The organism is Pseudomyxococcus flavus (assembly GCF_050038885.1).
GTDB lineage: Bacteria > Myxococcota > Myxococcia > Myxococcales > Myxococcaceae > Myxococcus > Myxococcus flavus.
In genome coordinates this window covers 274,164-286,892 of the sequence record NZ_CP143624.1, presented here as the reverse complement: position 1 = coordinate 286,892, position 12,729 = coordinate 274,164, and the positions used below count along the sequence as shown (strand labels likewise).

Below are 12,729 nucleotides of genomic sequence, written 5' to 3'. Positions count from 1 at the left end.
CGCTACTCCCTCCCTCGGGCTTCGGGGGAGGGAGGCGGACGGGCCCAGGGCTCCAGCTCGGGCAGCATCCGCTCCACGCCTTCTGAAGACTCCGCCAACAGCCGCAGCACCGCCTCCGCTTCCTCACCCGTGACGGGCACTGGCTGGAAGGGCAGCTCCGGGAAGCGGTCGGTCCTCAAAGGCAGAATCTCGCTGGACAGGTAGGCGCCGTCGGGCCCGAAGTGGCCCTTCCACAGGGCGCCGCGCTTGTCGCGAGGGTTCCAGTTCCCCCCGAAGACGAAGTTCCCCAGCGAGTAGACGACGGGCCGCCCCTGGTACAGCTCCATGGCCTGGAGCACGTGGGGGTGGGCGCCGAGCACACCTGAGGCGCCCGCGTCGATGGCGGCGTGGGCCAGCCGGAGCTGGTAGGGCTCTGGCGTGTAGGTGCCCTCGCGACCCCAGTGGAAGTAGGGCAGGACGATGTCCGCCTGGGCCCGGGCCGCGGCGATGTCCTCGCGCAGCATCCGCTCCATGACCTCCACGTCGGAGAAGTGGCCGGCGACCCCAGGGGTAGTCTCCGTGGCGTAGACCTGGGGCGGCTCGATGTTGCGCGTGCCCAGGAAGAAGTAGCCCAGGAGCGCCACCCGCTGGCCACCCACGCTGACGATGGCGGGGCGGCGGGCCTCCGCCAGGTTCCGGCCCGCCCCGAAGTAGGGGATGCGCGCCGCGTCCAGGGTGTCCAGCGTGTCGAGCAGGCCCTGGGCGCCGTAGTCCATCAGGTGGTTGTTGGCCAGGCTGACCACATCCACGCCGCCGGCGGTGAGGATGCCCACCAGCTCCGGCTTCGCGCGGAAGTTGAAGTTCTTGGGCAGCTTCTCGCCGCGCTCGGTGAAGGGGCACTCCAGGTTGACGACGAAGAGGTCGGCCGCGTCCGTCAGGGGCTTCACCTCCTGGAAGCCGTAGGCCAGCAGGGCCTCCCTGGGACGGCCCCTGGCCGCTTCGGCGTCGTAGTGCGTCTGGTAGTTGTGGCCCAGCGTCACGTCGCCGCCCACGATGATGGAGAGGGGATGGGCGGGGGGCCCGGCGTCCGGCGCCTCGGAGGGAGGGCCGGGAGGAAGGCCCGCCTCCCCGGGGGCGGGGGACTGTCGGGAGGGCTCCTCCGCCGGGGGCGGCGCGGGCGGGGGGATGGCGCGGGGGTGACAGGCGGACAACAGCAGCAGCAGCAGGGCGGCGTGGCGCATGGGCGGGGGGAAACTCTACCTTGCACCTCTTGGAGCGCGGCGCGTAGATTGCCCGCGCGCTCATGGCCCGCGAAAAGGACAACATCGCTCTCTCCGACGAGCACAATACTCGTGGAATCGAGCTGGCGGACCGGGGTTGGCTCGATGAGGCCATCAAGGAGTTCAAGAAGGCCATCGACCTCGACCCGAACTCCGCGCACGCCCACGACAACCTGGCGACCGTCTACGCGGAGAAGAAGCTCTTCCGGGACGCCCTCTCCGAGTACCTCACCGCGCTGAAGCTGGAGCCGGAGAGCGCCACGGCGCACTACAACCTGGCCTGCTTCCTCTCCACCCACGCGGGGGAGATGGCCGTGGAGGAGTACAAGGAGGCCATCGAGCTGGACCCGGAGTATCCGGACGCCCACCTCAACCTGGGCCTCACCTACGCCGACCAGGGCCGGGTGGAGGAGGCGATGCGGGAGCTCCAGACGGCCATCGAGCTGGACCCCCAGGACGCCTTCCCCCGCCACGAGCTGGCCGCGCTGATGATGGACGAGGGCGACTACCGCTCCGCCATCACCCAGCTGAAGGAAGTGGTGCGCCTGGAGCCGGACAACTTCGAGGCGCAGCTGGACCTGGGCATCTGCTACGCGCAGAAGGGCTTCTACGCGGAGGCGGAGCGCGCCTACGAGCGGGCGCGGGCGCTGAATCCGGAAGACCTGCTGCTCAACTACAACCTGTCCGCCCTGTTCGCGCTCTGGGGGCGTCCCAAGGACGCCGTGCAGTACCTGCAGAAGTCGCTCACGGCGGACCGTCCGAAGGTCATGGGGTGGCTGGCCACGGACCCCATGTTCGACGCCCTCAAGGGTGACCCGGACTTCGAAGCCTTGTTCTGAGCCATGGGCAACGAGTGGTTGTTCCTCGGGCTGGCGATTCTCCTCGTATTCGCCAACGGCTTCTTCGTGGCGACCGAGTTCGCCATCGTGAAGATTCGCGCCACGCGGCTCCAGGCGCTGGTGGACGAAGGCGCGCCGGGCGCTCCCGCGGCGATGAAGATGGTGGAGAAGCTGGACGCGTACCTCTCCGCCACGCAGTTCGGCATCACCCTGGCGTCGCTGGGGTTGGGGTGGCTGGGTGAGCCCGCCTTCGCGCGGCTGTTGGAGCCGGTGCTGGTGGGCCTGGTGCCCGAGGGCGCCGCCACCACGGTGGCCCACTCCGCGGCGGTGGTGATTGCCTTCAGCATCATCACCTTCCTGCACATCGTGCTCGGCGAGCTGGCGCCCAAGAGCCTGGCGATTCAGCGTCCGGAGGACACGACGCTCGCGGTGGCGTTGCCCATGCGGGTGTTCTACCTCCTGTTCTACCCGGCCATCGTCCTGCTCAACGGGCTGGCGGCGTGGGTGCTGCGCATCTTCGGCCTCCAGGCGGTGGGGGAGGCGCACGAGGCGCACAGCGAGGACGAGCTGCTCGTCATCCTCCACAGCTCCGCGCAGGCGGGGGCCATCACGACGGCGCGCGCGGAGTTGCTCGAGCGCGCGCTGGAGATGGCGCAGAAGACGGCGCGGCAGGTGATGGTGCCGCGCAACCAGGTGCGGTTCCTGGACGTGGAGGAGCCGCTGGAGAAGTGCATCGCGGACGCGCGCGCGGCGGGCCACACGTGGCTGCCGGTGTGCCGGGGCAACCTCGACGAGGTCGAGGGCCTGGTCAACGCGAAGGACCTCTTCTTCCTGCTGTCGCGCGGCGAGCTGCGCAGCCTGGCGCAGGTGCAGCGGCCGGTGCTCTTCATCCCGGAAGGGGCGACGCTGGAGCAGCTGCTGGCGGAGTTCCGTCGCCGTCGCCGGCAGACGGCGCTGGTGGTGGACGAGCACGGTGGTACGTCCGGGCTGGTGACGATCGCGGACGTGGTGGCCGAGGTCGTGGGCGACGTCGCGGAGCTCGGCCGGCGCATGGACGAGGTCCGCGCGCTGCCGGGCGGCCGCTTCGAGCTGCCGGGCACCGCGCAGCTGGACGACCTGGAGGAGCGCCTGGACGTCAACTTCGACCTCGACGAGGACGAAGAGGGCGAGGTGACGACCATCGCCGGCTACCTGATGACGAGGCTGGGGCGGGTGCCCGTGAAGGGGGACTCGCTGCGGCTCGACATGTGGCGCATCGTCGTGGACGAGGTGGAAGGACCGCGGGTGGTGCGCGTCACGGTGGAGCCCCAGGCGCGGAACACGCCGCGCGCCATGGCGGACGGCGGTGGGGCCGGCTCCTCGGGGGAGATGCCTCCCGGGGCGTCTGGCGAGTCACTGTAGGCGAGGAGCACGGAAATGGGGCGTGAGGTACGGCCAAGGCTCCGCTGAGGGTGAGTGCCAGCCGTGAGGGGGCAAGGCCCCCGGGGTGAGGACGCGAGGGTTCGCATGACGCCGGTGGCTGCACCTTCCAGGATCGAGCTGAGTGAGCCCACGCCTTTGTTGCGCTGGTTGGAGAGCGATCCGGTAGGGGTTGCGCTTGGGGCCATCGACCCCATTGAAATGTGGGGATTGGTCGCGATCGCGGCGCTTGCCAGGCGGGACGGCAGTGCACCGCTGCGGGTGTCGCTCGATTCCCACTCCAGGTCAGGCGGGTTCGCGCGTGCGGTCGGCTTCGAAGACGTCCTGTCGGGAACCGGTGGGCAGGGGACCGCTCCGAGCGAGCAGGGGCGGATCGTCAAACTGGCGCGAATCCAGCGGTATGCCCCGACCGAGCCGCCTTCGGACGAAATCTCGCGCTTGTTGCTCCCGGACGCCCGCTTTGAGGACACACGTCGGACGCTCTACTACGTCCTGAACGAACTCTTGAGGAACGTTGTTCAGCACAGCCTGGACCCGTTGGGGGGCATCGTTGGCGCGCAGCTCAACCGGGGTGGGCGCAACGCGGCGCAGCCCGTGGTCCAGGTGGCGGTCGCGGATGCGGGCCTCGGTATTCCCGCTAGTCTCCAGAGCCGGCATGCCCTGGCGGATGCGAAGACGGCCCTTGAGAAATCGCTGTGGCCGCACATCTCAAGTGCCTTCGATGAAGGCGAGACAGGGAGTGCCCAGAACGCCGGGATGGGGCTCTTCTTCATCTCGGAAATGACCAAGCTGGTCGGTGGCAGGTTGGTCATCGCCACCCGGGGCGCCACGCTCATGCTCCAGGGGGACGAGGACTTCGAGAATCCTCACGGCATCCAGCAGCTCCTGAGCGGCGTGGGATATCCGGGCACGCTGGTCGCTTTCGAGATGCCGGCGGAAGCCGCTCAGGATTACGACGGGATGATCGAGACCATCCGCCAGCGGGCGGCCGAGCGTACGCCCCGGCGCGCCATTCACAAGTGGCTGTCGTTCGAGGCGCCGCCAGAGGGCGCCTTGAAGTTCGTGGTCCGCTCGACGGGCGTCGAGGACGCGAGGGCCGCACAGCGTTTCGCTGAGGAGCAACTGTTGCCGAGGCTGGTGAAGCGCCAGCCCGTAGCGCTCGACTTCGTGGGGATTTCCACGTGTACGCAGAGCTACGCACACGCCCTGCTCTATGAGGCCCTTCGGTTGGCCTGGGCTCGCAAGACGCCCATCTTCATCCTCGGTGCACAGCCCGCGGTCCGGAGCACGCTCGAATTGCTGGAGAATTACGCGCTCGGCGGCTGAGGGCCCGCTCCTGGCCGCCCCCCGGGTCGAAGGCAGGGGCCTTCATCGGGGCACGTCTCCCCACCCGGAAGCAGGCGGAGAGTCGTGAATCGGCGTTGTCAGATCGGGATGCTACGTCCTGCGAGGTGACGCTTCTACGTAGCGCAACAGGACTCAACAGGGCTGCCTGCCACACGGGCCTCCGCGCGGAGGACACTGCACGCGCGGAGCGCAGCGTGCCTCCACCACCCCGGAGGGCGGGCGCTACAGGGCGCGTCCGCTCTGTCGCAGACCAGGCAACCAAACGTATGGCGATGCGTGGCATGGCCACGCTTGATCGCCCGGAAGGTGGCTGGTACTCCTTTTCGCCGAACGCTCCGGAGCCGATTTTTCGGCCTCGCGCGCGTTTCCCTCCTCGTACAGAGCCCGCTCTAGGAGCCCGCTGGCATGCGAATCAAGCGGTTGGACATCACCGGCTTCAAGTCCTTCATGGAACGGAGCGTCTTCACGTTCGACGAAGGCGTGACGGGCATCGTCGGGCCCAACGGCTGCGGCAAGTCCAACGTCGTCGACGCCATCCGCTGGGTGATGGGTGAGCAGAGCGCGAAGAACCTCCGTGGCCGCGGCATGGAGGACGTCATCTTCAACGGCTCGGAGAACAAGCCGCCGCTGTCCATGGCGGAGGTGTCGCTCACGTTCATCGTGGACGACACGGACCAGCTCGCGCCCCAGTACCAGGGCTTCTCCGAAGTCACGGTGACGCGGCGCCTGTTCCGCAACGGCGACTCCGAGTACCTCATCAACAAGACGCAGTGCCGCCTGCTGGACATCACCGAGCTCTTCCTCGGCACCGGCGTGGGCACCAAGGCGTACTCCATCATCGAGCAGGGCCGCGTGGGCCTCATCGTGTCCAGCAAGCCGGAGGACCGGCGCCACCTGCTGGAGGAGGCCGCGGGCGTCACCAAGTACAAGGCCCGCCGCAAGGCCGCCGAGCGCAAGCTGGAGGCGACCGACGCCAACCTGCTGCGCGTCACCGACATCACCAACGAGCTGGAGAAGCGGCTCGACGCGCTCTCGCGCCAGGCGAAGAAGGCGGAGAAGTACAAGAAGCTCAAGGCGCGCATGCGGGACATCGACCTGCACGCGGCCACCCACCGTCAGCTCGAGCTGATGGCGGAGAAGAAGATGCTCCAGTCGCGGCTGGAGAACCTGGGCTCCGAGGAGCGCGAGAGCCTGGACCGGGTGAAGGAGCTGGAGGAGACCATCACCCGCCGCCGCGCCGAGCTGGACGCGGAGGCCGCGGCGCTCCAGACGCTGGCCGCCGAGGTGCACGCCCTGGAGAGCTCGCTCCAGCGCGACACGCAGGAGATGTCCTACGGCAAGCGCGAGCTGGAGGAGACGCGCGCCCGGGTGGCCGCCGCCCAGGTGGAGCTGGACGGCCTGATGGCCCGCAAGGCGGAGATGTCCGACGCCATGGCCGCCCGTGAGGCGGAGCTGTCGGGCATCGCCGGCTCGTGGAAGGAGGACGAGGTCGCGATGCAGGTGGCGCAGGAGGAGCTGCGCCGCGTGTCCCAGCTCCAGACGGAGGTGGCGCTGCGCCTCGAGCAGGAGCGCGCCGGCCTCGTCGCCGTGGCCACCCGTCTGGCCAACCACGAGAGCAACCTGGTCAACCTCGCGCGCCAGCGCGGAGACCTGGAGGCCCGCCGCACGAAGCTCCAGGGCGAGCTGGAGGCGCTGCGCGCCCAGGAGCAGCAGCTGGAGAACGTGCGCGGCGACGTGGCGAAGCGGGTGGAGGACACCCGGCACCTCGCCGCGGAGCTGGCCGAGCGCAAGGGCCAGGAGGAGGACGCGCTCACCCGCACGCGCGCGGCCTTCACGGAGAACGAAATCGAGGTCATCGCGCTGCGCGAGGAGCTGAGCGACAAGCGCAGCCGCCTGGCCACGCTGGAGGACATCCAGAAGAACTACGACGGCTTCGACCGCGGCGTGCGCGCGGTGATGACGCGCGCCGGCGTGACGCCCCGCGAGCAGGGCATCTTCGGCCTGGTGGCGGACGTCATCAACGTCACCCCGCGCTACGAGCGCGCCGTGGAGGCCGCCCTGGGCGAGCGGCTCCAGCACGTCATCGTCGAGAGCCGCGACAAGGGCGTGGAGCTGGTGGAGTACCTCAAGGGCCACGCCGAGGGGCGGGGCAGCTTCCTCCCGGTGCCCGCCCTGGACGCGCTGCCGCCTCCGCTGGAGCCGGACTTCAGCCGGCCCGGCGTGCTGGCGCACGCCCTGCGCGAGGTGACGTGCGAGGAGGCGCTGGCGCCGCTCGTCCAGCTGCTGCTCGGGGACGTCATCATCGTCCAGGACGTGGCCACGGCGCGGGCGTGGGCCGACTCGGGCGGGCCGCAGTGCACGCTGGTGACGCAGGAGGGCGAGGTCTTCCGGCCGGACGGCACCATCGTCGGTGGTGAGCGCGAGGGCGCGGCCGTGGGCGCGCTCCAGAAGAAGCGCGAGATCGCCGAGCTGGCCACCGAGGTGGCCCGGGTGGAGGAGCGCTACAACGAGATTCTCACCCGGCACTACACGCTCCAGAAGCAGATGGGGCACGCGGAGGGGGTCCTCAAGGGGCTGGCCAAGAATCAGCACGCCGAGGAGCTGAACCTCGCCAGCCAGGAGAAGGACCTGCACAAGGCGGGCGAGGACCTGGCCCGCGTGCGCGAGCGGGTGCGGGCGCTGGAGGTGGAGGAGGGGCAGCTCACCCAGAGCTACATGGCCCTGGAGCACGAGGAGGAGACCAGCCGCGGCGAGGTGGCGCACGGCCAGGCGGACCGCGAGGGCCGCGAGGAGCGCGTGAGGCAGCTGGTGGCCGAGCAGGAGTCGCTGCGCCAGCGCGCGGAGACGGCCAACGGCGAGCTGACGGGCCTGCGCATCAAGGTGGCCGCGGGCAGCGAGCGCGGCGAGTCCGCGCGCAAGGAGCTGGAGAGCCTCGTCACCCAGCGCAAGGACATGGAGACGCGCATCGCCCGGCTCCAGGCCACGGTGGTGGAGGGCTCCGCGCGCACCGAGGAGCTGGAGCGCCGCATCACCGAAACGGAAGGGGGCCTGTCCAAGCGCGCCGAGGAGCACAAGCTCGCCGCGGAAGGGCTGGAGGCGCGTCGCGCGGCGCACACCGCGGCTTCGGCCGAGGTGCGCGAGCAGGACACGCTGTTCCGCGAGCTGCGCGGCCGCGTGGACGAGCTGATGCAGGGCCTGTCGCAAATCTCGCTGCGCGAGCGTGAAATCGCCCTGGAGCTGGAGCACCTGGCGGCGGGCATCCGCGAGCGGCATCAGGTGGAGCTGGCCAACGAGCTGCACAAGTACCACCTGCTGCCCGCGCTGGCCCCGGAGTCCGAGGCGGAGCTGAAGGACCTGCGCGCGCAGGTGGAGAAGATGGGGGAGATCAACCTCACCGCCATCGACGAGCACGCTGAGCTGTCCAAGCGCTACGACTTCCTCATCGCGCAGAAGAAGGACCTGCAGTCCTCCATCGAGCAGCTCAAGGACGCCATCCAGCGCATCGACGCCACCAGCCGCGAGCGCTTCAAGCAGACCTTCGACGTGGTGAACGAGAAGTTCCAGGCCATCTTCCCGCGCCTGTTCGGCGGCGGCCGGGCCAGCCTCATCCTCACCAACGAGGGGCCGGGGCAGGAGCCGGGCGTGGAAATCGTCGCCCAGCCGCCCGGCAAGAAGCTGCAGAGCGTCAACCTGCTCTCCGGTGGCGAGAAGGCCCTCACCGCCGTGGGCCTCATCTTCGGCATCTTCCTCATCAAGCCGACGCCCTTCTGCCTCCTCGACGAGGTCGACGCGCCGCTGGATGAGGGCAACGTGGGCCGCTACAACGACATGGTGAAGGAGATGAGCAAGCAGTCGCAGTTCATCCTCATCACCCACAACAAGCGCACCATGGAGGTCTCCAACACCCTCTACGGCGTCACCATGGAGGAGCCGGGCATCTCCAAGCTCGTCAGCGTGCGCATGCGCGAGGCGGGCGCGGCCAACGACGACAAGGTGACGGCGGCCTGAGCCACGCCGGGCGGGCGGGGCACCGGGGTTTCCGGTGCCCGCCGCGGCGGGGTGGCCTCGCAGGCCCCTGAAACACGGAAGGCGCGGGCCCCGGTCTCCGGGCTCCCGCGCCTTCGTGCTTTCCGCCCTGGGGCGGGGGACTACTTGAAGTTCTTCTTCGGGCAGGCGGCCTTGTCCTGCGCGGCCATCTTCTCCGCCTCCGCCAGCTCCTTCACCGACTCGTCCACGTTCTTCTGCGTGGCCGTGACGACGTCAGCCCAGTTCTCCGCGTCCTTCGCCGCCATCTCCGTGGCGAGCGCCAGCGCGGCCTGGTCCGTGGCCTGGCGGGCCTTGATGGACTCGATGACGCCCGTGTCCGCCTTCACCAGGGCGTCGCACTTGCTGGCCATCTCGTCGAAGAGGCGCCAGTTCTTCGTCTTCTGGTAGCGGTCCACGACCTCGGCGTACGCCAGGGCCGCCGGGGTGCGGGCGCCGTCGGCGATGGCCGAGTCCGCCGCGCGCTGGGTGCGGTTGAGGTCCAGCTGCAGGAAGCGCAGCTCGGGCGGCAGGGCGGCGGACGCCTCGTCCGGCGCGGACGAGTCGAAGTGGACGAAGCGGTAGGAGAAGCCCAGTTCGTCGGAGGACAGCTTGACGGGCAGCGCGGCAATCTTCGGCTGGAGGCAGGCGGCCAGCTGGTTCGCCTCGGTGTTGCCGGAGGACTCGAAGGTGACCTCGGCCGGGGTCGGCTGCGCCTTCAGCAGCTTGATCTTCGCCGTCAGCGGCGGCGGGACCTGCTCCTTGAAGGGCTGGTAGCACTCACACCAGCTCGGCTGCGCCAGGCGCACCGCGCCCGTGAAGTCCGAGCCCTCGTTGATGCCGAAGGTGACGGAGTTGAGGCCGCTGGCGGTGTGCTCGAAGGGGATGGCGGCCTCCACCGGCTGCGCGCCCTTGGGCAGCGCGGCCAGCTTCACCTGCGTGTCCACCACCTTCTGGATGCAGGCCTGGCCCTCGGGGGTGAGGTTCGTCCCGCTGACGGCGTGCGAGGCGCCCTGGTCCGTGACGGTCGTCTTGACCTCCACGGTGGTGCTCTTCTCCGCGCCCCGGTTCTTCGGGTCCACGAGGCACTCCATCACCTGCGGACGCGTGGTCAGCAGCGCGCCCAGCACGACGCCCTGGCTGGCCTGCTCCGGGAGCTGGAGCTCGCGCGGGAAGCAGTTCACGAGGTCGAACGGGGGCTGGTTGGTGATGCGGACCCGCTCCTCGGTCGACGTGGGCTGGCCCGCCTGCGCGGCGGGCTTCTGCTGACCGGCGCAAGCGGCGGTGAAGACGACGGAGGCTACGGCAACACGACGCAACATGCGGTTGTTCTCCCTGGGGGTGGACCTGCGTGCGGACTTCTTTACTTCTCCAGGCCCTCGGCGTTCTTGAGGTCCTTGAGCCGAAGTCCGTTCTTTTTCAATAGACGATAGAGGCTCTGCATGGAGAGCCCGGTGCGCTGCTCGGCGGCCTTCATGTCGAAGCCCACGGATTTCATGACTTCGGCGAAGTACAGCCGCTCGAAGTCGGCCAGCACCCGGTCCTTGGCCTCGTGGTAGGGCAGGGTGCCCACCAGCGTGGCCACCTGGGTGGTGGGAGCCTGGCCCTCGGGGCGCCGCGACGGCTGGGCGAGGAAGTCCAGCCAGCTGCTGTTGCCCGTCTCCTCCATGAGGGCGCCGCGCTCCAGCACGTTGCGCAGCTCGCGCACGTTGCCGGGCCAGTCATAGCCCTCGAAGAGGGCCAGCGTCTGGGGCGTGAGGGTGATGCTGGCGCGCAGCGTCTGCGCCAGGGCCTGCGCCAGCACGGGCAGGTCATCGCGGCGGGTGCGCAGCGGCGGCAGGCGCACGCGCGCCACCGCGAGCCGGAAGTAGAGGTCGGCGCGGAAGCGGCCCTGGCGCACGTCCTCCTCCAGGTTCCGGTGGGTCGAAGCGATGACGCGCACGTCCACCGCCACCGGCTGGCCGTCCAGCGACGGCACCTCGCGCGTCTCCAGCACGCGCAGCAGCTTCCCCTGCACCGGCAGTGGCAGCTCGCCCACCTCGTCCATGAAGAGGGTGCCGCCGCGGGCCGCCTCGAAGACGCCGCGCGCCTCGCGGTCCTCGCCGTCGCCGGCGCGCAGGCCGCCGAAGAGCTCGCGCTCGGCCTTCTCCTCGGAGATGAGGTTGCAGTCCACCACCTTGAAGGGGCCGTGCCGCCGCGCCGAGTGCTGGTGCACCGCGCGCGCCGCCAGCTCCTTGCCCGTCCCCGTCTCACCCTCGACGAGCAGGCTCATGTCCTCGCGGGCGATGCGGCGCAGCTCCGTGAAGACCCAGCGCATCTTCTCCGAGGCGCCCACCAGCGCGCCGAAGGACTCGGCGCCCGCGACCTCCACCTCGGTGGGGCGCGGGGCGACCTTCACGGCCAGCTTCGTCTTGCCCAGCTCGACCTTGTCGCCGCTGGTCAGGTAGGCCTGCAGCACCTGCCGGCCATCCAGGAAGGTGCCATTGCGGCTGCCGGTGTCGCGCAGCAGCAGCCCGCGCGAGGTGCGCTCCACCTCCAGGTGCCGGCGGCTCACCGTGGCGTCCGTGAGCACCAGGTCGCAGGCACCGTCGGAGCCCACGCGGACCAACCCGTCCTGCGTCTTCACCTTCTTGCCCTTGTCAGGTCCGGCCACCACCTCCACCGTCCATTCGGAGATGGGGATGCGGGTGGTACGTCCTTCCTGCTCCGTCTGAGTGGTCTGGGTGACCTCGGGCCTATCCATATCGGGTCCTCTTTAGGTGCGAGTCGCATGGGCGGGCAAGCCCGACGCGAGGCTCTTCACATCGGGAATCCTCACGGCAGTACGAGCGGAACAATCCTGCCGGAGGGTTGTTGAACGCGCGCTTCGACCGGCACGGGTGCCAGCCTCGCGCGAGCCAGGGTCTGCGGAAGTGCGGGTTGGCCGTCGAGCGTGAGCACCCAATCGCCCGCGGACAGCTTGGCGCCCTCGGGCGCGGCGCGCACGTAGAGCCCGCCGGGCCCGCGCGCCAGCGCCTCGAGCACCGCGGGGTCCATGTCGGGGTTGGCGAAGCGCAGGCGCTGCATGCGCAGGCGCTGCGCGTCCAGCGCGTCCCGGGCGGCGAGCGTTGCCTCCAGGTCCAGCACGGCCCACGGCGCCCACGCCAGGGACGTGGCCACGGCGGGAGCCGGCGCGCGCGGCGGCTTCAGCTGTCCGCTCACGCCTCGGAGCGCCTCGCGCGTGAGCGCTTCCATGAGGCCCGTCAGCTCGGGTGCCGGGTCCGCGCCCTCGTCGAGGATGTCCGCGTAGGGATTCACCGTGGCCTCACCGGAGACTTCCAGCACCACCTCGCGCGTGGCGGGGTGGAGGACCTCCACATGGCCCACGTACATCACCACCTCGGTGGCGCTCTGGCCCACCGACTGGCCCTGGGTGTCAATCAGTTCACGTTCTCCGGACTGGACGCGCTTCTCCGCCCAGGGGCGAAGCCAGAGCGCGCCGTCGGGGCGCACGCCGTAGGAGGCCAGCACCGCCACCGTGTCGCGTGGCATCCAGGCGCCGTCGTCCTCGCGGCGTTGCACCCGCAGCTCGGTGGGGCCGAAGAAGAGGGCCGCGTCGCCGGCCTGGGCCAGGCCCGCGCCCACCAGCCGCTGCGACAGCTCCAGGGCGCGCCAGCCAGGCTCCTCCCACCGGAACTCGAAGGGGGCCACGATGACCGCTGACGCGCCCAGGGTCTCGGGCAGCGTGCTGCGCACCTGGTAGGGCGTGCTCCGGCAGGCCAGGGCCAGGGCGGCCACCAGCAGCAGAGCCAGATGAGGGCGGTGGATGGGGGCGGTGTGTATCACGACCCCCCATCCAAGAC

Annotated in this window: 8 protein-coding genes; 4 read left to right on the top strand and 4 right to left on the bottom strand. The window is 70.0% G+C overall.

Annotation, left to right across the window (positions count from 1 at the left end):
- Positions 1–2 precede the first annotated feature (2 nt).
- Complete coding sequence (locus VZL07_RS01060) at positions 3–1,220, bottom strand: CapA family protein (protein WP_426753443.1); 1,218 nt, start codon at positions 1,218–1,220, stop codon at positions 3–5.
- Positions 1,221–1,282: 62 nt separating this feature from the next.
- On the opposite strand from VZL07_RS01060, the gene VZL07_RS01055 reads away from it, so the two are divergent.
- The 4 genes from VZL07_RS01055 to smc all read left to right on the top strand — a co-directional run bounded on the left by VZL07_RS01055 (position 1,283) and on the right by smc (position 8,872).
- Complete coding sequence (locus tag VZL07_RS01055; protein ID WP_426753442.1) at positions 1,283–2,098, top strand: tetratricopeptide repeat protein; 816 nt, start codon at positions 1,283–1,285, stop codon at positions 2,096–2,098.
- 3 nt (positions 2,099–2,101) lie between these two features.
- Complete coding sequence (locus tag VZL07_RS01050; RefSeq protein ID WP_426753441.1) at positions 2,102–3,499, top strand: hemolysin family protein; 1,398 nt, start codon at positions 2,102–2,104, stop codon at positions 3,497–3,499.
- A 105-nt stretch (positions 3,500–3,604) separates the two neighbouring features.
- The gene (locus tag VZL07_RS01045) at positions 3,605–4,843 is read left to right on the top strand and encodes an ATP-binding protein (RefSeq protein ID WP_426753440.1); all 1,239 of its coding nucleotides are present in this window, start codon (positions 3,605–3,607) and stop codon (positions 4,841–4,843) included.
- 426 nt (positions 4,844–5,269) lie between these two features.
- A complete protein-coding gene (gene smc, locus VZL07_RS01040) occupies positions 5,270–8,872 on the top strand; it encodes a chromosome segregation protein SMC (protein ID WP_426753439.1) in 3,603 nt (1,200 codons plus the stop codon).
- Positions 8,873–9,012: 140 nt separating this feature from the next.
- On the opposite strand, the gene VZL07_RS01035 is transcribed toward smc, so the two are convergent.
- From VZL07_RS01035 to VZL07_RS01025, 3 genes are all read right to left on the bottom strand, one after another.
- Positions 9,013–10,209, bottom strand: a complete 1,197-nt coding sequence (locus VZL07_RS01035) for a hypothetical protein (protein ID WP_426753438.1) — start codon at positions 10,207–10,209, stop codon at positions 9,013–9,015.
- Positions 10,210–10,250: 41 nt separating this feature from the next.
- Positions 10,251–11,630, bottom strand: coding sequence for a sigma 54-interacting transcriptional regulator (locus VZL07_RS01030; protein ID WP_426753437.1), 1,380 nt, complete (start codon positions 11,628–11,630; stop codon positions 10,251–10,253).
- A 71-nt stretch (positions 11,631–11,701) separates the two neighbouring features.
- Positions 11,702–12,712 (bottom strand): hypothetical protein, encoded by a 1,011-nt coding sequence (locus VZL07_RS01025; protein WP_426753436.1) that lies wholly within the window; start codon positions 12,710–12,712, stop codon positions 11,702–11,704.
- Between the last annotated feature and the right edge of the window lie 17 nt (positions 12,713–12,729).